The 26047-nt window shown below is 57.5% G+C and carries 25 protein-coding genes; 17 read left to right on the forward strand and 8 right to left on the reverse strand.

The genetic code is table 11. The features are described from left to right. Positions 1 to 210: 210 nt before the first annotated feature. The 3 genes from KUV51_RS19070 to KUV51_RS19080 all read left to right on the forward strand — a co-directional run bounded on the left by KUV51_RS19070 (position 211) and on the right by KUV51_RS19080 (position 3363). Positions 211 to 1113 carry a helix-turn-helix domain-containing protein gene (locus tag KUV51_RS19070; RefSeq protein WP_410001085.1) on the forward strand — a complete coding sequence of 301 codons (903 nt, stop codon included), beginning with the start codon at positions 211 to 213 and terminating at the stop codon, positions 1111 to 1113. 112 nt (positions 1114 to 1225) lie between these two features. After that, positions 1226 to 2413, forward strand: a complete 1188-nt coding sequence (locus tag KUV51_RS19075) for a serine hydrolase domain-containing protein (protein ID WP_222523032.1) — start codon at positions 1226 to 1228, stop codon at positions 2411 to 2413. A 65-nt stretch (positions 2414 to 2478) separates the two neighbouring features. Continuing rightward, on the forward strand, positions 2479 to 3363 hold the full coding sequence (locus tag KUV51_RS19080; protein ID WP_222523033.1) for an AraC family transcriptional regulator: 885 nt from the start codon (positions 2479 to 2481) through the stop codon (positions 3361 to 3363). 16 nt (positions 3364 to 3379) lie between these two features. Here KUV51_RS19080 and KUV51_RS19085 read toward each other — a convergent pair whose 3' ends face one another. From KUV51_RS19085 to KUV51_RS19100, 4 genes are all read right to left on the reverse strand, one after another. After that, the gene (locus tag KUV51_RS19085; RefSeq protein ID WP_261385933.1) at positions 3380 to 5029 is read right to left on the reverse strand and encodes a flavin-containing monooxygenase; all 1650 of its coding nucleotides are present in this window, start codon (positions 5027 to 5029) and stop codon (positions 3380 to 3382) included. A gap of 178 nt (positions 5030 to 5207) precedes the next feature. Beyond that, complete coding sequence (locus KUV51_RS19090; RefSeq protein ID WP_315898849.1) at positions 5208 to 5747, reverse strand: glutathione S-transferase family protein; 540 nt, start codon at positions 5745 to 5747, stop codon at positions 5208 to 5210. A 1-nt stretch (position 5748) separates the two neighbouring features. Next, a complete protein-coding gene (locus tag KUV51_RS19095) occupies positions 5749 to 5937 on the reverse strand; it encodes a hypothetical protein (RefSeq protein ID WP_222523093.1) in 189 nt (62 codons plus the stop codon). A gap of 35 nt (positions 5938 to 5972) precedes the next feature. Then, positions 5973 to 7904, reverse strand: coding sequence for a sigma-54 interaction domain-containing protein (locus tag KUV51_RS19100; protein WP_261385934.1), 1932 nt, complete (start codon positions 7902 to 7904; stop codon positions 5973 to 5975). A 102-nt stretch (positions 7905 to 8006) separates the two neighbouring features. Here KUV51_RS19100 and KUV51_RS19105 point away from each other — a divergent pair, with 102 nt between their 5' ends. The 5 genes from KUV51_RS19105 to cynS are packed head-to-tail and all read left to right on the forward strand — an operon-like array spanning position 8007 to position 12099. Beyond that, entirely contained in the window at positions 8007 to 9395 is a 1389-nt protein-coding gene (locus tag KUV51_RS19105; RefSeq protein WP_222523035.1) for a CmpA/NrtA family ABC transporter substrate-binding protein, read from the forward strand. Then, positions 9395 to 10228 (forward strand): nitrate ABC transporter permease, encoded by an 834-nt coding sequence (gene ntrB / locus KUV51_RS19110; RefSeq protein WP_222523036.1) that lies wholly within the window; start codon positions 9395 to 9397, stop codon positions 10226 to 10228. The genes KUV51_RS19105 and ntrB overlap by 1 nt, the downstream gene beginning before the upstream one ends. A 9-nt stretch (positions 10229 to 10237) precedes the next feature. After that, positions 10238 to 11146, forward strand: coding sequence for an ABC transporter ATP-binding protein (locus tag KUV51_RS19115; RefSeq protein WP_222523037.1), 909 nt, complete (start codon positions 10238 to 10240; stop codon positions 11144 to 11146). Positions 11147 to 11150: 4 nt separating this feature from the next. Next, positions 11151 to 11630 (forward strand): DUF1348 family protein, encoded by a 480-nt coding sequence (locus KUV51_RS19120; RefSeq protein ID WP_222523038.1) that lies wholly within the window; start codon positions 11151 to 11153, stop codon positions 11628 to 11630. Between the two features lies 1 nt (position 11631). Then, the gene (gene cynS, locus KUV51_RS19125; protein ID WP_261385935.1) at positions 11632 to 12099 is read left to right on the forward strand and encodes a cyanase; all 468 of its coding nucleotides are present in this window, start codon (positions 11632 to 11634) and stop codon (positions 12097 to 12099) included. A gap of 263 nt (positions 12100 to 12362) precedes the next feature. Here the strand turns inward: cynS and KUV51_RS19130 are convergent, their stop codons facing one another. Further along, complete coding sequence (locus KUV51_RS19130) at positions 12363 to 13019, reverse strand: GntR family transcriptional regulator (RefSeq protein ID WP_222523039.1); 657 nt, start codon at positions 13017 to 13019, stop codon at positions 12363 to 12365. A gap of 135 nt (positions 13020 to 13154) precedes the next feature. Between KUV51_RS19130 and dctP the strand changes: the two genes are divergently transcribed. The 6 genes from dctP to KUV51_RS19160 all read left to right on the forward strand — a co-directional run bounded on the left by dctP (position 13155) and on the right by KUV51_RS19160 (position 19446). Continuing rightward, complete coding sequence (gene dctP, locus KUV51_RS19135) at positions 13155 to 14141, forward strand: TRAP transporter substrate-binding protein DctP (protein WP_222523040.1); 987 nt, start codon at positions 13155 to 13157, stop codon at positions 14139 to 14141. 68 nt (positions 14142 to 14209) lie between these two features. Then, positions 14210 to 14758: a TRAP transporter small permease gene (locus KUV51_RS19140; RefSeq protein ID WP_222523041.1), complete on the forward strand. Its 549-nt coding sequence runs from the start codon at positions 14210 to 14212 to the stop codon at positions 14756 to 14758. Further along, a complete protein-coding gene (locus KUV51_RS19145) occupies positions 14758 to 16074 on the forward strand; it encodes a TRAP transporter large permease (protein WP_222523042.1) in 1317 nt (438 codons plus the stop codon). The genes KUV51_RS19140 and KUV51_RS19145 overlap by 1 nt, the downstream gene beginning before the upstream one ends. After that, positions 16071 to 17333, forward strand: a complete 1263-nt coding sequence (locus KUV51_RS19150; RefSeq protein WP_222523043.1) for a malonyl-CoA decarboxylase — start codon at positions 16071 to 16073, stop codon at positions 17331 to 17333. The genes KUV51_RS19145 and KUV51_RS19150 overlap by 4 nt, the downstream gene beginning before the upstream one ends. Continuing rightward, positions 17330 to 18847, forward strand: coding sequence for a malonate--CoA ligase (locus KUV51_RS19155; protein ID WP_222523044.1), 1518 nt, complete (start codon positions 17330 to 17332; stop codon positions 18845 to 18847). Before KUV51_RS19150 ends, KUV51_RS19155 begins: the two co-directional genes overlap by 4 nt. 188 nt (positions 18848 to 19035) lie before the next feature. Then, positions 19036 to 19446 carry a nuclear transport factor 2 family protein gene (locus KUV51_RS19160; protein WP_222523045.1) on the forward strand — a complete coding sequence of 137 codons (411 nt, stop codon included), beginning with the start codon at positions 19036 to 19038 and terminating at the stop codon, positions 19444 to 19446. Here the strand turns inward: KUV51_RS19160 and KUV51_RS19165 are convergent. From KUV51_RS19165 to KUV51_RS19175, 3 genes are all read right to left on the reverse strand, one after another. Further along, positions 19439 to 20875, reverse strand: a complete 1437-nt coding sequence (locus tag KUV51_RS19165; protein WP_222523046.1) for an amidase — start codon at positions 20873 to 20875, stop codon at positions 19439 to 19441. The genes KUV51_RS19160 and KUV51_RS19165 overlap by 8 nt on opposite strands. Positions 20876 to 20878: 3 nt before the next feature. Next, positions 20879 to 21766 (reverse strand): helix-turn-helix domain-containing protein, encoded by an 888-nt coding sequence (locus tag KUV51_RS19170; protein WP_315898851.1) that lies wholly within the window; start codon positions 21764 to 21766, stop codon positions 20879 to 20881. A gap of 88 nt (positions 21767 to 21854) precedes the next feature. Next, positions 21855 to 22766, reverse strand: a complete 912-nt coding sequence (locus KUV51_RS19175) for a LysR substrate-binding domain-containing protein (RefSeq protein ID WP_222523048.1) — start codon at positions 22764 to 22766, stop codon at positions 21855 to 21857. Between the two features lie 173 nt (positions 22767 to 22939). Here KUV51_RS19175 and ugpB point away from each other — a divergent pair, with 173 nt between their 5' ends. The 3 genes from ugpB to ugpE are packed head-to-tail and all read left to right on the forward strand — an operon-like array spanning position 22940 to position 26047. Continuing rightward, positions 22940 to 24250 carry a sn-glycerol-3-phosphate ABC transporter substrate-binding protein UgpB gene (gene ugpB, locus KUV51_RS19180; protein ID WP_222523049.1) on the forward strand — a complete coding sequence of 437 codons (1311 nt, stop codon included), beginning with the start codon at positions 22940 to 22942 and terminating at the stop codon, positions 24248 to 24250. A 58-nt stretch (positions 24251 to 24308) separates the two neighbouring features. Then, positions 24309 to 25190: a sn-glycerol-3-phosphate ABC transporter permease UgpA gene (ugpA, locus tag KUV51_RS19185; RefSeq protein ID WP_222523050.1), complete on the forward strand. Its 882-nt coding sequence runs from the start codon at positions 24309 to 24311 to the stop codon at positions 25188 to 25190. Positions 25191 to 25210: 20 nt separating this feature from the next. Continuing rightward, a complete protein-coding gene (gene ugpE, locus KUV51_RS19190) occupies positions 25211 to 26047 on the forward strand; it encodes a sn-glycerol-3-phosphate ABC transporter permease UgpE (RefSeq protein WP_222523090.1) in 837 nt (278 codons plus the stop codon).

The raw sequence follows: 26047 nt of genomic DNA on the forward strand, positions 1-26047 counted from the left end.
CCAAGGCCGGATGCCACACTCGCATTGCAAAGGTCATTCGCAATTGAAAGCATGATCTGCTATGCTACCTACGGTTGGGCATGGGTCGGAGGGATGCTGTTGCTTGAAGATGCGCTAATCTTAGACGCGTCAGGCAAACCTGTCCGATACAAGGGCCGTACATACTCATCCGATTGGGATGAGGTTCAGGAGTTCTGTCGAACTGTCTACATGCCCTATCGCGTTCGTCCGCTTGAAAAGTATGCAACGCCGGACGCCACCATGCTGTCGCGCAAAGCGGGTCGGGTGACCATGACGCGGTTTTCCTATGGGACAGGCATCTACCTGGATCGTTTTGATCCGACGGCCGGCAATATTATCGTACTGAACACCCTTGCCGGAGCTTTGAATCACGGTACAGCAGATGGCTCTGTTTCTACCGCTGCAGGAGAGAGCTTTGTGGTGGATTGTTCCCGCACCGAGTATTGGTTGGAGGGTGATCCCAATCATATGCAGTTCAACCTGACCATACCCCATGATGTGATGGCGGAGACTGCGCAGCGATGGTTTGGCTTTGTTCCTGACGACAGCCTCTGGACCAGTCGGGTCAAGTTTGGTGGGGTCAATTCTCCTTGGTTAAAGCTGCTCGATTATGCAGCCACTGCCATCAACAATCGTGGAGATCGATCCGCAGCGAAAGTGATTGGTCGGCACATCGAAGAGATCATTTGCCTGGAATTGCTGCGTGCTTGGGCCGCGGCGGCCGGTGTAACATTGACTGATGGTCATCGTTCGGCGGCGCCGGGTTATGTGCGGCAGGCAGAGGAAATCTTTGAAAGTGAAGCCCGTAGTGCCCCAACGGTCGGAGATGTTGCGGAGCGTGTCGGCGTGTCTGCGCGTACACTTTCGGGCGGTTTCCGTCGATTTCGCGGGATTTCGCCGCGGGAATTTCTGGCCGCTCGACGTATGGACGGGTTTCGCCGGGATCTCGAGCTCGAGCAGGCACACTTGAGTATCGCGCAGATCGCCGCCGGATGGGGATTTGTAAGTCTAGGGTCGCTTGCTGCGAAGTACCGCCAAAGGTTTGGAGAACTGCCGTCGCACACGCGCTTGCGTGCAATGTCCAAGTGGTGACACGCAGCTCCTGATCATTTCTTCCGAAACGGGACATGCCATTCCGGTTTCGAACAGGCCGGAAGTGCTCAGCGCGTTACCCTGAAGTACATTTCATCAAGAGGAGTTGTCCATGAGCCTGAAAACAGAATGCAATTCCGTACTGTCTCGTGTGGTGAAGGGATCCGAGCGTGTACCAGGCGTTGTTGCAATGGTGACAGACCGAAACGAGAATATTTTCTCGGGTGCGATGGGCGACCGCAGTGTCGGTGGTGATCCGATAACGGAAGATACCATTTTCGCGATCTTTTCGACAACGAAGGCCGTCGCCGGGACTGCGGCACTTCAATGCGTGGAGGAGGGCCTTTTGGACCTGGATGCTCCCGCAAAGACCTACGCCCCGGCCATCGGTGAGTTGCAGGTTCTCGAAGGTTTTGGTGCGGATGGGCAGCCAAAACTGCGTCCCCCTAAAACTGATGTGACGACTCGGCAGTTGTTGCTCCATACGGCAGGGCTTGCGTACGAATTCTTTAACGAACGATACAAGAAGCTTTCCGATGATCACGGTCAGGTGCCTGTCACAACATGCACGATGGATGCAATCAAGACGCCGCTGCTTTTTGATCCTGGGGAGCGCTGGGAGTACGGCACGAACATCGATTGGGTCGGCCAGGTCGTCGAAGGGATACGCGGCAAACGCCTCGGCCAGGTGATGCGCGAGAGGATTTTCGATCCGCTCGAGATGAATGAGATTGCATTTACGAGAACAGATGCAATGAAGGCCAAAACCGCCAGCATTCATGCCCGCGGCGAGGATGGATTCCTGACGCCGACCGACCTTGCGCTGCCGGACAATCCGGAAGTCGATATGGGCGGGCACGGGCTGTACGGCACGGTGCCCGAATACATGAAGTTCATTCGCATGTGGCTCAATGATGGAGAGGGACCGAAGGGCAGGGTGCTGCGATCCGAAACGGTGGAATGGGCCGTCAAGGGTGCGCTGGTGCCGCCACAGAAGGTGACGATGATGCCAGGTGTTATTCCTGAATTGACGCATGATGCCGAATTCTTCCCGGGGCTGGCAAAAGATTGGTCGTATTCGTTCATGGTCAACTCCGAAGCGGCACCAACGGGGCGTCCTGCTGGCACGATCGGCTGGGCCGGGTTGGCAAATTGTTTCTACTGGATTGATCGCCAGAATGGTCTTGGTGGGTTTTGGGCCACGCAAGTCCTGCCCTTCGTAGATCCGGTGTCGTTCAACGGCTACATGGATTTCGAGACAGCAGTCTATTCCGAAATGATGGCTGCCAAGGCGGCCTGAGCGCAGTCAACACGTTGCTGACCGCAGGTCCCTGCTGCGGTCAGCATAAATTGGATGAGTAGGATATGTCTCATTTGATCCCCTACGAAGAGCTTCCGACGTGGGTTCCGGGTAAAACGTTGCTGTCCAGCGATGGAATGGGCTGGAAACAGGTCGGCCTGCGATCTTACCGATACGATGGTCAGGATGTCGTTGTTCCCGCCATGCGGGATTTCATGCTCGTCAGCTACCGACACGGTACGACGCCGATGCAGCGCCGTTTTGACGGACAATGGACCCGCGAAACACTTGGACCCGGGGAAGCCTCACTGCTGACGCGTTCGCAAAGAGCCCATTGGACTTGGGACGAACAGATCGATGTCGTGCATCTGTATTTGTCATCGACCCTGGTGACCGAAGTCGCGAGTGAGGTCATGGACTGCGCCGTTAGCGAGGTCACTCTGAATGACGTTCTGCGAACCGATGATACGACGATGGCTCAGGCGGTCCGGAGTATAACGCAGGAGGTGGAGACCGGTGGCTTGGGTGGGGCACTGTTTGTTGAAAGCATGTCGCGTGCCCTGATCATTCACCTGTTGCGCCGATATGCTTCCATCAAACTTCCCGCCGCCAAGCCCGGTGGTGCCTTGTCTCCGCGACAGGTGACCCGGATCAAAGCGTTCGTACATGCGATGCTGTCCGAGCGTATTGATCTGAAAACCATGGCCGCAGCTGTGGGCCTGCCTCCTTGTGTCTTTGCCAGATACTTCCGCAAAAGCTTTGGTCGGCCGCCCTATGCCTACGTGATGGACCGGCGGCTAGAGATGGCACGGCGGCTTCTGGCGCGATCCGCCATGCCAATCAAGGCGGTAGCTGCCGATTGCGGCTTTTCCGATCAGTCGCATCTGACGCGGGTGTTCTCAGCGCGCTACGGCGAGACGCCCGCCGTGTTCAGACGCCGGGCGCATTGAGTGGGGTTTGCGGTTTCTACTGTGCTGCGACTCTTTGCGATCCGCCGCTGATCTTGAAACCGGGATACCCTTGCTCGGCGATGTCCTTGCAGGTCTGACGGTAGGCGCCGACACCGCCGAAATAGGACAGCACCCGCCGCGGTTTTCCCGGGACATTCGAGCCGGTGTACCAAGACGATGTCTTTGCGACGAGCGAGGCATTTGCGATTTCGTCGTGATGCGCAACCCAGTCGTCTTCACCCTTGACCGTCGGCTCAATGACGCTGGCGCCGGTGTTACGCAGGTGGGCAATACAATTGGTGATCCATTCGGTTTGCTGTTGCAGGCACGTAGTCATGTTGCAGAAAGCCGCGGACGGGGCGAGGGGTGCGCCTGTCATGAAGAGGTTCGGGAACCCGTGTTTTTGCATGCCCAGCGTTGTGCGGATGTCCTTGCCCCACTCATCGCGCAAGCTAAGGCCATCACGTCCGGTAATGTCAATCCGCGTCAAGGCACCGGTGCCTGCGTCAAAGCCTACCGCCATGATGATCACATCAAGATCATACACGGTTCCGTCTTCCAGCTTCACACCCTGTGCTATGATTTCGGCGATGGGATTCTGCCTGACGTTGACGGCATGGACGTTCGGTTGATGGTAGACTTCGAGGTAGTTCGTTTCTAGCGGGACGCGGTGGGTGCCGAAGCCGTAGCTGCCGGCTGCTGGCACCAGCGTGTCGATGAGCTTCGGATCCTTGAGACGCGCAATCATCTTGTCTCGGACGAATTTGGAGACTTCGGCGCTGACCTCTTCCTTGAAGAACATGTCTGCGAAGGAGGCAAGCCACAGCTTCAATGACCCATCCGCATGGATATCCTCAAGCACGTCGAGGCGCTCCTGAGGCGTCAGGTCCGCCCAATCATGTTCGAAGTCATACTCGAAGCCGGTGAATGTAACAGGCAGGTTTTTCTTGAGCTCAGCGAAGCGAGACTTGTACCACTCCGCTTCGGATGGGCCATATTTCGGGTTTTTCATGGGCAGCACGTATTGTGGGGTGCGCGCGAACACCGTCATTTCCTCTACAACCGGTGCGATGGTCTGAATGACCTGAATCCCCGTGGCACCAATGCCGATCACACCGACTCGTTTGCCCTCAAGGTCGATACCATCCTTGGGGTAGCGCGCCGTGTGCACGATCGTGCCTTGAAATGTGTCCTGGCCTGGGAACTGGTCGGTGAGGGGTGCGGACAGCATCCCCGTGCAGCCAATCAGATACTGCGTATCATAACGATCACCGTTTTCCAGTTGGACGCGCCAGCGGCCGGTGTCTTCGTCGAAGTCCGCGCTGGTCACCTTGCTGTCAAAGCTGAAGTCCTTTCGCAGATCCAGCGTGTCGGTGATGTAATGTAGCCATCGTTCAATTTCCGGCTGGCTTGGGAAACGCTCGCTCCAGGTCCAGCCTTTGTACATCTCTTCGCTGAACAGGTATTGGTAGATATAGCTTTCGGAGTCGAACTTGGCGCCCGGGTAACGGTTCCAGTACCACGTTCCGCCAACATCTGTACCCGCTTCAACTCCGTGTACTGAGAACCCTTGTTCACGAAGCTGGTAGAGTTGATAGAGGCCGGCAACCCCGGCTCCGATGACCAATGCGTCAAGTTTTTTTGCCATGTTTTCCTCCAAACTCAAAAGTGGACGTCAGTATGGAGGCGTGTGTCGGGGTGTATTGAACGTTTCGGCGAAACCTTTGAATGATTGAACTGTCTGTGAGCCATCCCGCTTCGACTTGGCCAACTGCCAAAGAAGATTTAAGCGCTTTGCCGCGTTTCCATGTCTTTGGCTGCGGACAGCCGATCAAACAATTTGGTCAGATCTGTGCGCGTTCCCGACTCCTGATGGCCTTCAACTTGGGCCGATCAATGCACCGTTGCAGCCAGGCCTGAACTGCCGGATGTTTCGATGCCGTATCGGGGAGCCATTCGAACGGGCTTGATAAGAGAAGATCGACTGCGGAGTAGCTGTCGCCCAGTAAGTAGGGTTGCCCGTCCAACGCGTCGGATATGTGGTTCAGCATGGTGTCCAGATCTCGAAACGTTGTTTGCACGATGGGATGGTCGATCTGCGCCCAGTCCAGAACCAGCACGGGTTCTACGACGCCTTGATAGTAAAAGAGCCAGCTCAGGAAGGCACCGCGTTGAGGGTGCCCGACAGGACGACCAAGCCCTGCCTCGGGGAACATGTCGGTTAGAAAGGCGACAATTGCCCCGCGCTCGCGCACATGGTCATTGCCGTGCACCAAGTAGGGGACTTTCTTCTCCGGATGGGGGTTGCGTGGGTCCGGGCCTCCGCCGCCAGCTTGCCGAGGAATATCCACCTCGAAGACTTTGATGCGGTCGGCGATACCCATTTCATCTATCAAGGCTGGGATGGATGTCGAGCGTGAGTTTGGAGCGTGATAGAGGGTTAGCATTGGCATGTCCTGAGATTGCGCTTTTGACCTGCAATACCGAGACTTGCTGACTTCCGCTGGCAGCAACGGCAATGGCGACCAAAGGACTTTTTTGCTGGTGCGCTTCACGTACCAACAGCACATTCAAGTAGGGCGCTGTTGGCGACAGTTTGAAAGCGCCTTTTACTTGAAATGCTTCGGGTCAATGCCGAGTGATTTGATCTTTGAGTATGCTGTGGTCGGTGCGACCCCAAGCATGGCAGCAGCGCCTTTCTGGCCGGACACTTTGCCCTTGGTGCGGCGCAGCGCATTTTTTATGTTTTCCCGCTCGAGACTGCGAAGTTCATCATGCGTCAGCACCACATCTGACGAACGTCCCAGCCCATTCTCCTTACGCTGAAAGTCGAACTTCAACCGTCCGCCCTGTGCCAGAATGGCCGCACGTTCAATGACGTTTTCAAGCTCGCGTACGTTTCCGGGCCACTCATACTGTTTGAGTGCCTCGATATTCGACTTGGACAAGCGTGTAGCTGGCAGGCGTAGGCGGCGCGTGGTGCGATCAAGGAAATGCTTGGCGAGATAGGGTATGTCTTCGGGCCTATCGTGCAATGGTTCGCACGTGATCGAAAAAACATTGAGCGCAAAGTAAAGGTCCTGACGAAAACGCCCGGCACGCAACTCCGTCATCAGGTCGCGGGAGGTGGTCGCAACTACGGTAAGCGATACAGGCGTCTGCGTGCTGTCACCCAGCCGTTGGAAGTGTCCGCGCTGCAGCACGTCGTGCAGCTTCGCCTGCACGACTTTTGGCAGTTCTGCGACCTCGTCCAGGTGCAGGGTGCCATTGTGCGCCATGATCAGCTTGCCGGTGTTGTCGCGTGTTGCTCCGGAAAAGGCGCCGCGACGGTAGCCGAACAGTTCCGCCTCAAGTTCAGGTGCCGACATATGATCGCAACTGATACGCACAAGGGGGCGGCGATGGCGATCACTGGCTTCGTGAATGGCCGAGACTGTCAGGCTTTTCCCTGATCCTGGAGGGCCGGTGACCAACACATTCGCCTTGTTGCGCGCTGCCAAATCAATACGCGCATTCAGGGACTTGATGGCCGGCGATACGCCAACAACTCCAGTATGAGATCGCGCTGAACGGATTTCAGTGAGCAGGTAGTCGTTTTCCTGCTCCAACTTGACCTTCAGTTCTTCGACCTGCGCCAGTGCATCGCGTAGCTTGCGTTCATTTTCCTTGCGGTCGGTCACATCGCGGAAAATCACCACCGCTCCGGCAAGCACGCCGTGATCGTAGATGGGCGTCGAGACGTACTCGACCAATATCGGTTTCCCATCCTTGCGCCAGAACACATCATCGTCCACGCGCATCGTTTCTTCGCGTCGGAAGGAGGCGTAGATCGGGCATTCATGCGCGGGAAAGTGTTCCCCATTCAGATGTTTGTGGTGAATGGTCGCGTGAAGATCGCGCCCGATCAGATCGTCCGAAGACCAACCCAGCATTTCCTGTGCCGCGCGGTTCACAAAGGTTGCCTGGCCCATGGCGTTGATGCCGTAAATTCCCTCGCCTGCAGCTTCAAGAATGAGGTGATTTTGTGCCTCGACCTCGCGGAAAAAGCCGTAGATGTTTTGCCATTGCGACAGGCCAGCCCTTTGGTGTGCATCCTGCTCGGCCAGGTGGTTGCGGCGGTCATGCTCATCAAGGTTCAGAAAGCTGATTAGGACAAGTTCATGCCGATATTGAACTCCATGGCTCTGCAAACGCAATGTGGCGCCTTCGCTGTCAGACATTGAAAGGGTGCGGCTGACATACGTTCCGAAATGGGCCACTGCATCGAAGAATACAGCCGCTGTCGGAACATCGCATTTCAACAGCTCTGAGAACGCGCCGCCTTGTAACATCGGGCCAAAGAGTTGGTGTGCAAGCACGTTCGCCGACAACACCCTGTCATTGCGCGTATCAACGAGCAAGGTAGGCAGCGGGTTATGGCGTACCAGCCGGTCAGAATCGGACTGATCAAGCATTCCAGACAGTCTTGCAGTCTTGTGCCTGCCGGGTTTCACGAAAATTCGTAATTTACGAAAAATCGTCAGAAATGCCTGTAATTTCATCAATAAATTCAGCGCTCTGACTATTTCTAGGCAGGTTTCAGACCGCGTTTCGCGCCAGTTCGCTCCATGGGAAGATTTGGAAAACGCTGACAGGAGATGGACATGACGATCAAAAGCCTAGGCAATCCGTTTTCGGAGAAGACCGATCTGCGGCATGGTGCAGATTGCGGTTGCGAGGGTTGTCTGGCGGGCCACGGGCACGATCAGGACCACGTCGAACCGCACCAGATGTCCTCGGAACAGATAATGGAACGTGCGGTTGAAAGTGCGATCGTACGCTCGGTTTTTGGTCAGAGCGACATCGGTCGTCGTTCTTTCATGGGGATGATTGGCGGAACGACAGCAGCCGCTGCGCTTGCGTCGGTCTTCCCGTTGGAACAGGCAAAAGCGGCCATCCTCGACGATTTGGGTCCCCCGGAGAAGACCGATCTGAACATCGGTTTCGTGCCGATCACCTGCGCGACGCCCATCATCATGGCGCAGCCCCTCGGCTTCTACGAACGCTATGGCCTCAATGCGGAAGTGATTAAGACAGCCGGCTGGGCCGTGGCGCGCGACAAGTCCCTGTCGGGAGAGTATGACGCCAGCCACATGCTGACGCCCATGCCACTGGCGATGACCCTTGGCGCAGGTTCGGTTGCAACTCCATACATCATGCCGGCCGTTGAGAACATAAACGGACAGGCGATTGTGTTGTCCAATGAGCACCTCGACAAGCGCGACCCGCAGCAATGGAAGGGCTTCACCTTTGGCGTGCCGTTCGAATACTCGATGCACAACTTCCTGCTGCGTTACTACGTGGCCGAGTTCGGTCTCGATCCCGACAAGGACATCCAGATCCGCGTTGTGCCGCCGCCCGAGATGGTCGCGAACCTGCGCGCGGGAAATCTGGATGGCTATCTTTCGCCTGACCCGTTCAACCAACGCGCTGTCTATGAGGGCATCGGCTTCATCCACATCCTGACCAAGGAGATCTGGGAAGGGCACCCGTGCTGCGCATTTGCGGCACCTTTGAGTTTTGCGACAGAGTTGCCCAACACCTATGGCGCGCTCTTGAAGTCGATTATTGACGCCACGCAGTATGCCTCGAACCCCGACAATCGTGTCGAGATCGCCGAGGCGATTTCGCCCACCAACTATCTCAATCAGCCGGTCACGGTTGTACAACAGGTGCTAACCGGCACCTATGCTGATGGATTGGGTGAGGTGCAGCGCGTCCCCGACCGAATAGATTTCGATCCATTCCCCTGGCATTCCATGGGCGTTTGGATCCTCACGCAGATGAAACGTTGGGGCTATATCGACGGCGACATCGACTACAAGGCGGTGGCGGAGCAGGTCTACCTTGCGTCGGACGCCAAGAAGGTGATGACCGATCTGGGCTATGACGCGCCTGATATCACCTACAAGTCGCATACTATCATGGGCAAGACCTTCGACCCGGCGGAACCGGAAGCCTACATCGACAGCTTTGCGATCAAGGCGGGCTGATGAAGACCTTGTCCGAAAATCGCAAGGCTGCCCTGCTCTCGATCCTGATCCTGATCGTGGGTTGCCTGATCTGGGAGGCGTCTATCCCCGCACAAAAGGCGGTGGGTGAGCTGACAGAATACGAGTTGCTCACCGGCGGCGGCCAGCCCAAGGCCGGTGTGCCGCCGCCCAGCCAGGTGTTCGCCAAGGCGTGGGAGCAGCTGTCGAACCCATTCTATGACGCAGGCCCCAATGACAAGGGCATCGGCATTCAGATCGGTTATTCGATCTACCGTGTGTTGACGGGCTACGCCCTCGCTGCGGCCATCGCGATCCCACTGGGGTTCCTGATCGGCATGTCCTCTGTCGCTTACAAGGCGCTGAACCCTTTCATTCAGGTTCTGCGGCCCATCTCGCCGCTCGCTTGGATGCCGCTTGCCCTATTTGTGATCCAAGACAGCGAGATGAGTGCGATCTTCGTTATCTTCATCTGCTCGATCTGGCCCATGCTGATCAACACCGCCTTTGGCGTTGCCGGAGTGCGAGAGGATTGGGTGAATGTAGCCCGCACCCATGAGCTGAGCGCACTAAAGACAGCCTTCACCGTGATCCTGCCTGCCGCCGCGCCGACCATCGTGACGGGCATGCGCATCTCCATCGGCATCGCCTGGCTGGTGATTGTCGCGGCTGAGATGCTCGTGGGGGGCACCGGCATCGGCTATTACGTCTGGAACGAGTGGAACAACCTCGATCTGACTTCCGTCATCTTTTCCATCCTCATGATCGGCGTCGTGGGCATGCTGCTGGACTCCATGTTTGGCCTGCTGCAGCGCACCGTCGCCTACACGGAATAGGAGCTTTTCGTGGCAAAACCGTTTCTGAGCATCGAGCAACTCACGCAACGCTATCCCGATGGCCAGGGTGGGGAGTTCACCGTCTTTGAAGACGCCAGTTTTGGCATTGAGAAGGGCGAATTTGTCTGCATCTTGGGCCATTCGGGCTGTGGCAAATCGACGATCATGAACATCCTCGCCGGGCTGGCCGAGCCCACAAGCGGCGTGGTCAAGATGGACGGGCGGCATGTCTCCGGCCCCAGCCTCGACCGAGGCGTGGTGTTCCAAAACTACTCGCTGTTGCCCTGGCTCACGGCGCTCAAGAACGTGACCTTTGGCGTCTCAGCCCGCTTTCCAAGTTGGAGCAAGGAGAAGGTGATCGAGCATTCGACGGCGTTTCTCGCCAAGGTGGGCCTGACCGGCGACACCATCCACCGCAAGCCCAGCCAGCTCTCGGGCGGCATGCGCCAGCGGGTCTCGATCACGCGGGCGTTCGCCAACGAGCCCAAGCTCTTGCTGCTCGATGAACCCTTTGGCGCGCTTGATGCGCTGACCCGGGGCACCATTCAAGACGAGCTGATCAAGGTCTGGAGCGACACGGACCAGACCGTCTTCATGATCACCCATGACATCGACGAGGCGATCCTGCTGGCCGACCGTATCTTGCTGATGACCAACGGGCCGATGGCGCAGGTGGCCGAGAGTGTCGAGATCACCATCCCGCGTCCGCGCGTGCGCAATGATATTGTCGAGCATCCCAACTACTACGCCATCCGCAATCATCTGGTGCACTTCCTTGCGCAGCGGTCGGCAGAGCTGGCAGGCCAGCCCGGCGATGGGGCTAACCAGCCCGAGACCATCCGTATTGATCTGACCGACGCGCAGGAGAGCGAAGAGCCTGAGCCTGCCAAACCAGTCCTGCGCGCGGTGGAAGGGTGATGCCATGAGCGACACGCTTCCCCGCCCGCCACTGCCGCCATTTTCCTATGAAGAAGCGGTCGCCAAGGTGCGCATGGCCGAGAATGCCTGGAACACGCGGGACCCGGAAAAGGTGGCGCAGGCCTATACGCCGGACACCCGCTGGCGCAACCGCTCCGAGTTTCCGCGCGGGCGCGCCGAGGTGAAGGCGTTTCTCACCCGCAAATGGGCCAAGGAAACCGGCTATCGCCTGATCAAGGAGATCTGGGCGCATGCGGGGCACCGGATCGCCGTGCGCTTTTGCTACGAATGGCACGATGAGGCGGGCCAGTGGTACCGCGCCCATGGCAACGAGAACTGGGAGTTTGATGATCTGGGCTACATGGCCGTGCGCCACGCCTCGATCAACGATGTGCCCATCGCGGAAAACGACCGCCTGTTTCACTGGCCGGAGGGGACGCCCCGGCCCGACGACCACCCCGGACTGACAGAGTTAGGACTATAAAATGAAGGATACGATCCCAATGACCGAGATGACCAAAGAGGACGTCACCGCGATGATCCTGTCGGCCAAGAAACAGGCCGGGCTGACATGGGAAGAGATTGCCGAGAAGATCGACATGTCTCCCATCTGGACCCACTCCGCCGCCATGGGGATGAACGCCTTCCCAGCTGACAAAGCCGAGCTGATGGTCACCACCATGGGGCTGCCGCAGGAGGCCGCCTCGGTTCTGGCCGAAAGCCCCACCAAGATCTGGGAACAGGCGGTTCCGACCGATCCGTGCATTTATCGTTTCTACGAAATCGTCGGTGTGTACGGCCCGACACTCAAGGCAATCATCCAGGAAAAATTCGGCGATGGCATCATGTCGGCCATCGACTTCGACATGTCGGTGACCCGCGTTGAGCACCCGAAGGGAGACCGCGTAAAGGTCGAAATGTCGGGGAAATTCCTTGGCTACAACAGCTGGTAGTTCCGCGTGTGGTACTAAAGCATTGCAGATTGGACATGACAGAAGCTTCGACCTGCATGTGTTTCACTTCCAATGGTCATCTGCGCGCAATGCGCAGATGCAACGACAATCGGATCAGTCATTTGGTGCACGCATGCGGCACGTTGTGTGTAAATCTATGGCCGATCTGATCGCTCTCGAGAAGTTCTGGCTATACCGGGAGTTACAAGCGGCCATGAGTTGTATTGCTCGCATTCCGTGCGGCTCGAGGGCTGTGCCCATCGCTATTCGGCGGCCGTTTTCAGTCGTGCCATGAGGTGATGGAATTTTTCGCCTTGAACGGCCACGTGGTCGCGGATCGCGTCCGCAGCGGCTTGGCTGTCGCCGTCTTCCAACGCCGCCACGATTTCCTCGTGTTCGTGCATTGACTGCTTGAGACGTCCGCGCAGGCGCAACTGCGTGCGTCGAAACGGTTGTAGCCTGCGTTGGAGGCGCAAGCATTCCTGTTCCAGAAAGCTGTTGCCAGATTCTTTGTACAAGATGGCGTGGAACCGTTCGTTTTCGAGATAGTATCTGTCGGCATCTTTCGCTTCCACGGCTGCATTGCACCGTTTGTTGGTGTCGTTCAGCTCTTGGATCGCCGCGTCCGAAATGCGTGCGGCAGCGAAGCGGGCGCATGTTGCCTCAAGCTCCGCCATGACCTCGAACATCTCAAGCAGTTCGATCGGGCCGGGCTGCCGCACAAAGACGCCGCGCCGTGGGAAATGTTCGACGAGACCGGATTGCGCAAGCCGAAGCAGTGCTTCCCGGATCGGTGTTCTTGAGACTGCAAATCGTTCCGACAACTGCACTTCGTCCAGTCGCTCGCCGTCGCTGAACGTGCCGTCGAAGATCAACTCCTCGATCTGGTTGGCAATGATATCGGATCGTTTCTGTTCCATAGCGCTGCAATAGCATCCGTCAATCTGGCACGCAAGAATATCTATCTTGTATACAAAAATATTGACTTGGAACGCAAAGCTTGCATTCTGGCACGATACCCGAGGCTGACTCGGGACTTTCTGGGAGGAAAACCAATGAAGCTGAAATTCACTGCCGCCGTCGCGTCAGCCGCATTGCTTGCGGGCTCTATAGCGGCGGGTGCCGCCGAACTTCGCCTGTCGCACCAATGGTCCACTGCAGATGTCCGTCACCAGGTGGCGCAGATCGTGGCCGATGAGGTCGCTGCTGCCGGTGTCGATCTGGAGATCAAGATTTTCCCGTCGAAGTCGCTGTTCAAACCGCGTGAGCAGTACAAGCCGCTAAGTCGTGGACAGTTGGACATGACCGTCTTTCCGCTGAGCTATGCGGGCGGTCAACAGCCCGCCTATAACCTGACGCTGATGCCGGGCCTCGTGAAGAACCACGACCATGCCGCGCGCCTGAACGAAAGCGAATTCATGGGCAAGATCGAAGAGATCATGGCCGGTGACGACGTCATGGTGCTGGTCCACGGCTATCTTGCGGGCGGTTTTGTGGGCAAAGACAAGTGCATTACATCTCCCGAGGATGTGCAGGGCCAGCAGACGCGCGCTGCGGGCAAGGCGTTTGAGCAGATGTTGGCAGGGGCAGGGGCGTCCATCGCATCAATGGCGTCTTCAGAGATTTACAACGCGATGCAAACTGGCGTTCTGACGGCCGCCAATACGTCGTCGTCGTCCTTTGTCAGCTACCGCATCTACGAGCAGGTGTCTTGCTACACCCCGGCGAGCGATTTTGCACTGTGGTTCATGTATCAGCCACTGATGATGAACAAGTCCACCTTCGATGGGCTGAACGCAGACCAGCAGAATGCGCTGATGGAGGCCGCGGCCAAGGCCGAGGCGTTCTATCTGGAAGAGGCCAAGAAGCAGGATGCTGCCTCGGCCAAGGTCTTTGCAGACAATGGGGTCGAAATTGCCGAGATGAGCCAGGAGGAATTCGATGCCTGGCGCGCATTGGCACAGGAGACATCTTACAAGGCGTTCATCGAGGAGACACCCGGCGGGCAAGATTTGTTGGATCTCGCCTTGTCTGTCGAGTGATCGACGTCTGATCGGGGCGGCTGCGTCGAGCCGCCCCAAACGCATAGAACGTGAATGAGGAGGCCGCCATGGCAGGCCAGAGCAATGCTGCTGTTGCCCACGTTGGCGACAACCCTTTTCTGCGCCTTGTGGCTGGGATCTCGACCCTGGCGGGATGGTGTTCGGCTGCGATGATCGTCGCGGCTGTCGCCATCACCTGTCAGATGATCTTCATCCGCTTTGTGTTGAACGGCTCGACCGTGTGGCAGACCGAAGCGGTGATCTATCTGGTCGTTGCGGCGACGCTGATTGGTTTGCCCTATGTGCAGCGGTTGCGCGGCCATGTGAACGTCGACTTGGTGCCGTTGGCCCTGCCGCCGCGCGGGCGGATGGTCCTGGCATTCGTGACGTTATCCGTCTCCATCCTGATCGTCGCTGTCATGCTGTTTTATGGTTACGAATATTGGCACTTTGCCTGGGAGCGGGGATGGCGATCCGACACGGTATGGGGTGTTCGATTGTGGATTCCGTATCTGGCGATCCCGGTGGGGTTTGGCCTGCTTCTATTGCAACTGATTGCTGACTTTGTTGCCGTGCTGATCGGTGTCGATAAGCCCTTTGGCCTGGAGGACGGCTGATGGATCCGCTTCTGTTGGGCGCGATCGTGGCTGTTGCCACAATCTTTGTCCTCTTTTCCGGCGTGTCGGTGGCGCTGGGTCTGCTGATCGTGTCGGCCGGTTTCCTTATCGTTTTTGACGGTGTGCGGTCGCTGGAGCTGATGCCTGAAATTCTTTTCGGCAAGCTCGACAACTTTGCCCTTTTGTCGATCCCGATGTTCATCATCATGGGTGCGTCGATTGCATCGACGCGGGCGGGGGCCGATCTGTACGAAGCGCTGGAGCGGTGGCTGACCCGTGTGCCCGGTGGGCTGGTCATTTCGAACCTGGGCGCCTGTGCCCTGTTTTCGGCGATGTCGGGGTCGTCGCCTGCCACCTGTGCGGCGATTGGCAAGATGGGCATCCCGGAGATGCGCAAGCGGGGCTATCCGGACGCCATCGCCTCGGGCTCCATTGCGGCAGGGGGGACGCTTGGCATCCTGATCCCGCCATCGGTGACCATGATCGTCTACGGGATTGCGACCGAGACCTCGATCGGGCGGCTGTTTCTGGCGGGTGTCTTTCCCGGCCTGTTGCTCGTAGCGCTGTTCATGGCGTGGTCGCTTTATGCGACGTGGCGGTCGGGGGATTCCGCCGTTCTGAGCGCCACCACGTACACATGGCGCGAAAAGGTTGCGATCCTGCCGCGGGTCCTGCCATTTATCGCGATCATCCTTGGCGTGCTCTATGCGATGTATGGCGGTATCGCGACCCCGTCAGAGACGGCGGCTGTCGGGGCGCTTCTGTGTCTTTTGATTGCCATGGTGATCTACAAGCTGTGGAACCCCGGCGACCTGTGGGTCGTCCTGCGCGACAGCACCAAGGAAAGCGTGATGATCCTGTTCATCATCGCCGCTGCCGGTGTGTTCAGCTACATGCTGTCTTCGCTGTTCATCACGCAGGCCATTGCGGAGTGGATTGGCACACTGGACGTGAACCGCTGGGTTCTGATGGGTGCGGTCAATGTCTTTCTGTTGATCGCGGGGTTCTTTCTGCCGCCGGTTGCGGTGATCCTGATGGCGGCGCCCATCCTGTTGCCGATTATCACGACGGCAGGCTTCGATCCGATCTGGTTTGCTGTGGTTCTGACCATCAATATGGAGATCGGCCTGATCTCTCCTCCCGTTGGCCTGAACCTCTATGTGATCAATGGGATTGCGCCAGATATTTCGTTGAAGACGATCCTGCGCGGGTCATTGCCCTTTGTGGCCTGCATGATCATCGCCATTGTCCTCCTGTGCATCTTTCCGGGTATCGCAACGTGGTTGCCCGATGCGGTGATGGGGGCGTCACGATGACGATGCTGGCCGATCTTTTATCGACCGTGTTCGAACGTCCGATACGGATCCCGGGGCGTGCCACGGCCGATGCCCGATCCACGCCTGATCTGGTTGAGGCGCTGGCCGGGACAGATGGAGAGAGGTCCGGGCAGATCCTGGGGCGCCTTATCCTCGATCGGTTCGAACATATGGACGACGATGCGCGTCTGGAGTTCTTTACCTACCTGGCGACCGAGATGGACTTTGATCCGGGTGCCGTGCGCGCCGCACTGGATGCTTACGAACAGGATCCGGGGCGGATAACATACCAGCGCTTTGCAGAAGCGGCAGAGCCACGGCGGCAGGAGTTCGTCAGGCGTCTCAACCGGGTGCCCCAAGCCACCGGCGAGCTGGTCGCAATGCGGGCGCATCTGCTGAAGCACACCCGGTCAAACGGCGCCCTTGCCGCCTTGGACCTGGATTTTCAGCACCTGTTCAGTTCGTGGTTCAACCGGGGTTTTCTGGTACTGCGCCCGATCAATTGGGAAAGCCCCGCCCATATTCTGGACAAGATCATCGCCTACGAGGCCGTCCATGCCATCGACAGTTGGGATGATTTGAGGCGCAGGCTGGCACCGGAGGATCGGCGCTGCTTTGCGTTCTTTCACCCGGCCATGGCGGACGAGCCGTTGATTTTTGTCGAAGTAGCGCTGACCAAGGGCATTCCTGACAGTGTGCAGGGTCTGTTGTCCGAAGATCGGCAGGGCATCTTTGCCGAGGATGCCGATACGGCTGTGTTCTACTCGATCTCGAACTGTCAGGCGGGGCTTGCCAACATCTCGTTTGGCAATTCGCTGATCAAGCAGGTGGCCGTCGATATTTCATTGCAGCTACCCGGGTTGAAGACCTTTGTCACGTTGTCGCCCATTCCGGGGCTGAACACTTGGCTTGCTGAGTGTGGGATCGATGCCGACCCAAGCGACACGGATCGCATTCGCAATCTGGCGGCGCATTACCTGTTGGAGTCCAAGCGCGCCGATGGTGCCCCGCGTGATCCGGTTGCCCGGTTTCATCTGGGCAACGGGGCACAGGTGCACAAGGTTCATGCAGATGCGGATGTGTCCGACAATGGTTTGGCGCAGTCTTCGGGCGTGATGGTCAATTATCTTTACGATCTGAAGAAAGTGTCCCAAAACCACGAGCGCTTCGCCACCGAAGGCAAGATCGCTGCATCTTCGGAGATGCGGTCTATGAGTTCGGGCGGGAAGAAGCTGCTTGTTGAGGAGAAGGGCCAATGACGAACCCGCTCTATGATGCATTGTTTGGGCGGTATGCGGACCGATCGACCCCGTTCCTGTATATGCCTGATGGGACTGTGTTGTCCCATGCGGATTTCCTCGCTACGGCTGCTCGGTTTGCGCATGTGTTGACGGATGCGGGACTTGCGCCGGGCGACCGTTTGGCTGCGCAGGTGGACAAGTCGCCCGAGGCGCTGGCGCTCTATGCGGCTTGTGTACAGGCGGGCGTGGTCTTTTTGCCCTTGAACACGGCCTACACAACGGATGAGCTGTCTTACTTCATCGAAGACAGCGGTGCGAAGCTGATGGTGTGCGATGGCGCCGATGCGGCGGCTTTGAAGCGGATCACGGATCCGCTGGGTGCATTGCTAATGTCGCTGAACGGGGACGGGACGGGGACGTTGGCCGACGCGGCGGCGTCGAAACCTGCGACTTACTCAACGGTCCAGCGGTCTGAGGATGATCTTGCAGCATTTCTTTACACCTCGGGGACGACGGGCCGTTCAAAGGGCGCGATGCTGTCGCAGGGGAATTTGCTATCCAATGCAAAGACGCTGGTGACGTGCTGGAAATTCGATGCAAGCGATGTGCTGCTGCATGCCTTGCCGATCTTTCACACCCATGGTCTTTTCGTGGCGACGAATGTCACGCTTGCCGCGGGCGGTTCGATGATTTTTCTGCCCAAGTTCGACCCGGACCAAGTCATGGCGCAGTTGCCAAAAGCCACTGCGATGATGGGGGTGCCTACATTCTACACGCGTCTTTTGGCAGACCCGCGCCTGACTAGGGATTTGGTAGAACATATGCGGTTGTTCGTGTCTGGCAGTGCGCCCTTGTTGGCAGACACTCATATCGAGTTCGAGGCGCGCACAGGTCACCGCATCCTTGAACGGTACGGTATGACGGAAACCAATATGAACACATCGAACCCGTACGACGGTGAACGTCGTGCCGGGACCGTGGGTTTGCCGCTTCCTGGGGTTGAATTGCGAATAACGAGCCGCGCCACGGGAGAACCCGTAGCGCCAGGCGATGTCGGACAAATCGAGGTTCGCGGGCCAAACGTTTTTAAAGGGTATTGGAAGATGCCGGAGAAAACCGCGGCGGAACTGCGCGACACTGGTTTTTTCATAACTGGCGATTTGGGTAAGGTCGACGATGATGGTTACTTGCACATTGTCGGTCGGGACAAAGACCTGATCATCTCGGGCGGTTACAACATCTACCCCAAGGAAATCGAGTTGGTTCTGGACGCGCAGCCTGGGGTATTGGAAAGCGCTGTGATCGGTGTCCCCCATGACGATTTCGGGGAGACCGTCGTTGGTCTGATCGTTCCTTTGGCTGGCGAAACGCCCGATATCGAAGACATCAAATCGGCAACTTCTGCGTCACTTGCAAAATTCAAGCACCCCCGTGCGCTCATTGTCGTGGACGAGCTTCCGCGCAACACAATGGGGAAGGTCCAAAAGGCTGTCTTGCGGGCGGCTCACAAGGATCTGTTCGTACCCACGTAGCCTTTAGCTCTTTCCGAGCGTTTCTGCTTGGTGTGCGACGCCTGTCTTGCAACAGTCGTCTGCAGCAACCTCGCGTGCGCTTTGGAAAAGGCAGTGGTTTGATGCAGATCATCTCAGCAGTCCATGGAGGCGGCATAGAATGATCCGGTCCAGCCACTTTTGTTACCCACATGATGGAATGAACGCCCATGCAGACTGAGCATGCCAACATAGACCTGATTGCCAAGATCGACATCACCGACATACCCGCGCAGGCTGATTTGTTTCAACGCGACGTAGTTTGGCATTTCTTCAACCCAATGGCGCCAAACCTGGCAGGGTCCTATCGCGGAGTTGATGGCATTGCCGAGTTTTTCGACAAGGTACGCGGGCACGGTCATGGCAGTTTCGCGGTCCAGCCCAAGCTGGCATGGGCCGTAGGAGACGAGTTGGTCGTTGTTCAAAGCCGCAACCGGCTAGGGCAGGGTATTGAAGCGATCAATTTCGATGTCGTGGTCGTCTGGCGGATCATCGACGGCAAGATCGCCGAGGTCTGGGACATCCCAGCCGTGAATACAATTTTCAGCAACGCCGACCTCGCAAAAACATCTGTCATCTGAGCAACGCCTCGATCTGTTCTGCAAGTGCCAGCAGCTTCGCGTCGCGACCAGGTTTACCGACCAGTTGTGCGCCAACGGGCAGGCCGTTGCTGTCACGGCCAATTGGCAAGGTTACGACAGGCCAGCCCAAGGCCGTCACAGGCAACGTGAAACGTGTGAGCGCATCATAGTAAGGGAGCGGGCCGGCCAACGTGTCGAATACTGTGTCGTAAGTGCGGCCCCCGGCCTTTTCACGTGCAGGCAGGATGTGTTTGAACGCGCAGATACCCGTCACCGGCAAAAGAAGTGCGTCGACGTCTACCCATGTCAGTGCCAGGTTTTCGCGAAATGCCGCAAGTCGAACAAGGTTGTCAGCGTATCGCTGGACGTGTCTTCGATATCCTTCGTGGATATGAGCAATGAAGCCAGGAGAGCTGGTTGAAGCACGGCGATCACGGCGCATCATCCACCGTATGGGCCAAGGTATGAGCCCGCCGGTTTCATATCCGATGATTTCCCCGGCCATCTCGTAGACACCTTCGTCAAAAAGGGTGATCATCTCCTTCGTTTCCAGAGCCATATTGCCGCCTGACAGATGCGCCTTGAACGCGGTCCAACAGGCGAATGTATCCTCGTCACAGGGAGGTTGCTGTGCCGGAGACCAGATGGCGATCTTTGCCGTGTGTTCAGACGTGCTGACTGCTTCGGCGTGCTTCTCCAGGACGTGCCAGATAAAACCCAGATCCGCCGACGTCCGTGCCGTCAGACCGATGCGCGCAAAGTGATCCAAAGTGGTAGTTCTGTTCAGCAAGCCGTCATTTGGCCATAGACCCTCGGTCGGTGTGTAGGATGAGACGCCGCACCAAGCTGCAGGTATGCGCAAGGACCCACTTAGATCGGCACCGATGTCCAGATTGCTCATACCACTGGCCACAGCAGCAGCACCGCCGCCAGTGCTGCCGCCGGATGTAAAGCTCGGATTGTGGGGGTTATGCGTCGGCCCTCGCCGCTCGTTGAAGGTTTGGAAGTCCATGGCGAACGGCGGAAGTGCCGTCTTGCCTGTTACCACGGCGCCTAGGCCCTGCAGCCTCTGCACCACCGACGCGCTTGCCGGGTCGGGTCGCTGCGCCGGGCGCTCCAATCCAAAAGACCTCGGCCACCCTGCGGTCGCGATTTGGTCCTTCACGCTGATCGGCAATCCGTTGAGGGGAGCTTTCACGTCATTCGGGCAGCTTTCCCGCCGAATTTCGAATGCGTTCACTACAGGTTCGATTTCGTCGCGGCGCGCGGTAAGCGACTTGTAATGGCAGCTCCGGACAAGCGGGTCGGCCAAGCGTTCCGCGATATCGCAAAGCGGGTCATCAGCACTGTAGTCCGGTAGGAGCCTGACGGTCTCGGTCATCATCTTGCCTCGGTTTAGAAAGATGACGCCGTGATACTGCCAGCGCATGTCTTAGGCTGTCCCGTCCGTGCTTTTCTCAACCGGCAAATAAATCAGCGCGGAAAGCTCGGTGTCGTTCGTCTCTGCATTGGGCGCAAAATAGGTTTCGTACATCCAAGCTGAACGGAAGCGGACACCCAACTGATCGAAACCTGATCGAACGCAACGGTGCCAGGTCAGATGCAAGGTTGTTAGGGAGCCAAAATGGGGAAAGACCGCAAAGAGGCCAGCGGGAAGCAACCGCCATTCAGCGGGCCAATCAAGTGCGCAGCGATCCTGCATAACGGCGCCATAATAAGCCTCGGCCTTAGGATCGCTGAAACCCTTGGGCCCTTGTGGAAATGCGGTCGCCAGATATCCGGTGTGAGTGCCGAGTTCCGTACGAAGCGCTTGAAATTCGGCGCTGACCGCGTCCAGATCTTGAAAAAATCGGCCGTCACTCAAACCGATGTTCTTACGACAGCACAACCATTGTCTGGGAACTTCGATCAGATCGCATCGCGCGGTTAGGGTCCGCGACGACAGCGGTCGCAGAAACGGGCGGGGCGGGAGGCCCTGTCTATTGAGGGGCAGCCCATTTTTGCGAAACACGCTGGGGCTGCATTCAAAATGCGCAGTGAACGCACGTGTAAAGGCCGCGTGCGTTTGGAAACCGGCGTCCAGGGCGATGTCGATCACGCGATCTGTGGTCTCCTGCAAAGTGATGGCGGCGCGTTCCAGTCGTCGGCTGCGGATGTAGCCGGCTACCGTCTCGCCGGTTGCCGCTGCAAACTGCCGCTGGAAATGGTGCTGAGCCATGCCTGCCGCGCGTGCCAGCATATCCGTGCGCAAGGGTGCGCTGATGTCGGCCTCAATGACCTTGCAGATTTCGGTAATTCTGTCGGACTTCGATTTGGGCACGGCCAACCTTGCAACTGTTGAAAAGGCGCAAACACGTCATGGTTCAGTCCTGAGGCAATGACCCTTGATCGGGGCGTTTCGTGTGCCGTCAATCGCTTGTCGTGAACGGTTCCAGGCTTTCCTTGAACAGTTCCATGAACTCCAGTGTTATCAGTGACGGTTTTTTCAGGATCGGGCGCACAAGAGACAATGTATGAGGCAGGCAGGGTACAAAGGGGCGGTAGCCAAGCCCGTGACCGTGGTATTTCACCGCGTCAAGCTTGCTGACGATGGCCACACCGGCACCGCGGCAAACAAGCTCACATGCGGCCGTGAATTGTCGTACTTCTAGGCTGGATTTCAGCTCGACTTGAGCATCCTGAAAGGTCCTGGAAAGCCGAATGAAGAAATCGCTGTCCCTACGTGGGTGTATGACGTTTTTGTCGCCAAGATCGCGTGGGGTGATCACGTCGAGCGCTTCCAATTGGTCGCCCGATGGAAACACGCAGACCGTGCTGACATTCACGACCTGCCTGTCGACCGCCGGATGCCCAAAGAAACCGTCGGTTATGCCGAAGTCATACTGTTCGCCGATCATCCACTCCAGGATGCGTTCAGGTCGGTCCGGCTCGATCGTCATGCTGACGCCCGGCCGGTCCTTTAGAAACTGAGCGACGACAGTGGGTAGATGGCTGGTCGCAAAACCCGGCAAGCAGGCAATGCGCAGGTGCCCGGCCTTTCGCTTCGTTATGTCCTGACTGACGTCCGAGATCTGGCGCATCAACTCGAGCACCCGTTGGATGTCCGGTTGCAGCAGTCGCACTTCCTGGGAGGGCACAAGCCGACCGTCTCGCTTGTCGAAAAGCTGAAAGTCGAACTCCTTTGCAAGGTCTGAGAGCAACCTGCTGGTCGCCGGTTGGCTGATCCCCAGATCTGCTGCCGCCGCAGTCACTGAGCCGTTCACGATAACGGCCATCAGGGCTTCAAGCTGTCGGATGCGGGGTGTTCTGCGAGCCGTCATTCAATGTCATATGTATTTGATATCCAGGGCATAATACTGTGTTATATGATTATTGTGAATTGTCACCTTGAATTATGAATGGCGCCCGGTACAGTCGGGTCATTAAGCTCCATTTGCAGCTGTTATGCAGGCGGAGATTGCAACGCATCATCCGTGATGCACGGGAGGAACATATGAAAAAGTATCTATTCGGCGCACTTGCTGCGACCACTGCGCTGTCGCCGGTGGCAGCCACGGCCGAAACAGAAATTCAGTTCTGGCACGCTTTTACCGGCCGCTTGGGTGAGCTTGTCGCTGCTCAGGTCGAAGAGTTCAACGCAAGTCAAAGTGACTACACAGTCGTTCAAAGCCACAAGGGCAATTACTCTGAAACGCTGAATGCTGGCATCGCGGCCTTCCGTGCCGAGGAACAGCCGCATGTTCTGATGGTCTTTGAAGTTGGAACGGCGACGATGATGGCTGCCGGCGGAGCGATTAAGCCGGTATATGAGGTGATGGCAGAGAGCGGTGCCGATTTTGATCCGGATGCTTACATCGGCGCGGTCAAAGGGTATTATACCACCACAGATGGCCAGATGTTGTCGCTGCCTTTCAACTCGTCCACACCTGTGCTGTGGGTGAACCGCGACGCATTCGAAGCGGCGGGTGTGGATCCCGACATGGATCTGTCCACTTGGGAGAATGTGGGCGAGGCGCTGGACGCGCTGAAAGCCGGGGGCGAGGAATGCCCGCTGGTCACTGCCTGGCAAAGCTGGATCCACCTTGAGAACTTCTCGGCCTATCACGATGTGCCTTTTGCCAGCCAGGACAACGGTTTTGCTGGTCTTGATACTGAATTGATGCTCAACGGCCCCGCTCAAGTGGCACACCTGAGTGCCATGGGGCAGTGGGCCGAGGACGGCAAGTTCATCTATACCGGGCGTCGGAACGAAGGTGGTGCGAATTTCCGTGCGGGTGAATGCGCTCTCTTTACCGAAAGCTCGGCTGGCTATGCCGGGATCAAGGCCGAAGCGGAATTCGATTTCGATGTTCGCCCCTTGCCTTACTGGAAGGCAGTCGCGGATGAGCCGCAGAACACGATCATTGGCGGTGCGTCGCTCTGGATCATGTCCGGTCATGATGCCGAGGAATACAAGGGCGTGGGCGAGTTCCTGAGCTTCTTGTCGACCTCGGACGTGCAGGCGTCTTGGCACCAGAACACAGGCTATCTGCCCATTACTGGCGAAGCGGGTGACGCCACCCGTGCAGCGGGCTTTTATGAACAGAATCCGGGCACGGACATTGCCGTGATCCAGATGACCGCCAAGGAGCCGACGGCCAATTCCAAAGGCCTGCGCCTTGGTTCATTTGACCAGATCCGCGGGATCATCGACGAAGAGTTGGAGGCCATCTGGTCCGGCGACAAGTCCGCGCAAGAGGCGATGGACAGTGCGAAAGAACGGGGCGACACGCTGCTGCGCCGTTTTGAATCGGCCAATCGCTAACGTCTGAACACGCGGCGGGCCTTGCGGGGCCCGCCCTTTCCTTTGACCGGAAGCAACCATGGAAAAGCGCGTTACATTCAAAGGCTGGTTGCTGCCGCTTGCCCTGATCGCGCCTCAGGTGGTCATTTCGGCGGTTTTCTTTTTCTACCCGGCTGCACAGGCCATCTGGCAGTCATTGTTCATCCCGGACCCGTTTGGGTTGTCCGCCAAATTCGTCGGTCTGGGGAATTTCGAATTTCTGCTCTCTGACAAGTTCTATCGTGCATCGTTCCTGACCACGGCGGTGTTTTCGATCCTTGTCACCTTGTGTTCGATGATCCCGGCCTTGTTTCTGGCAGTGATCGCGGATCGGTTGATCAAGGGGTCGGGCGTCTATCGCACTATGTTGATCTGGCCCTATGCCGTTGCCCCGGCAGTGGCAGGGGTGTTGTGGCTGTTCATGTTCAACACCCGCGTCGGTGTCGTATCATGGTACCTCGGTCAGCTTGGCTATGACTGGAACCACGTGCTGAACGGGGGAGAGGCCATGGGCCTTGTCGTGGTCGCCTCGGCCTGGGGGCGGATCAGTTATAACTTCCTGTTCTTCTTTGCTGCCCTGCAGTCCGTGCCAAGGTCGGTGATCGAGGCGGCGGCCATTGACGGCGCGCATTTCTGGCGCCGCTTTTTCACAATCGTTTTGCCGCTGATCACGCCGACTGCCTTCTTTCTGCTGGTCGTGAACATCGTCTATTCCTTCTTCGAGACGTTCGGGGTGATCCACACGATCACGGCGGGCGGGCCGCAACAGTCGACGACCATCCTGGTGTACAAGGTGTTCTCGGACGGTTTCGTCGGCCAGGACCTCGGGTCGTCCGCCGCGCAGTCCGTGATCCTGCTGTTCGTCGTTGGTCTGCTGACGGTGATCCAGTTCAAATACATCGAAAAGCGGGTGCATTACTGATGGCCTCCGAGCGTCATGGCATGGTCGAAAAGCGCGGGGCAGGGCTGTGGCTGACCCACGTGTTCATGATCCTTGGTGTCCTCGTGATCTTCTTTCCGATTTGGCTGGCCTTTGTTGCGTCAACCGTGACCCAGCCCGAGATCGTACAGCCGCCCATGCCGCTGTGGCCCGGTGATCAGTTCTGGGAGAATTATAGCCGGGCTCTGCTTTCTGGGGTGAATGTGCCGGTATCGACCATGTTGTTGAACAGTTTTGTCATGGCGATGGGCATCGCGGTGGGTAAGATCGTCATTTCCCTTCTGTCCGCTTTTGCCATCGTCTATTTCCGCTTTCCGGGGCGCACGACCTTTTTCTGGCTGATTTTTTTGACGCTGATGCTGCCAGTCGAGGTCCGCATCGTGCCCACGTTTGAAGTGGTCGCGGGGTTTGGGATGCTCAACAGCTATTCCGGCCTGATTTTTCCGCTGATCGCGTCAGCCACTGCGACATTCCTGTTCCGACAATTCTTTCTGACCATCCCGGACGAACTGGCCGAGGCTGCCCGTGTTGATGGCGCGCGGCCTATGCGGTTCTTTGTCGACATCGTGGTTCCGATGAGCCGTACAAACATTGCGGCCCTGTTCGTGATCTTGTTCATCTATGGCTGGAACCAGTACCTGTGGCCGTTGCTGATCACCACGGACCCCGAAATGAACACCATCGTGATGGGCATCAAGCAGATGTTCCCGTCAGGTGACGATGTGGCTGAGTGGCCGGTGATCATGGCGACGTCGATCCTGGCGATGATCCCTCCAGTCATCGTGGTGGTGTCGATGCAGAAGCTTTTTGTCCGCGGCCTTGTCGATAGCGAGAAATAA

Source organism: Tateyamaria omphalii (assembly GCF_019802125.1).
In the GTDB taxonomy this organism is placed as follows: Bacteria; Pseudomonadota; Alphaproteobacteria; order Rhodobacterales; family Rhodobacteraceae; genus Tateyamaria; species Tateyamaria omphalii_B.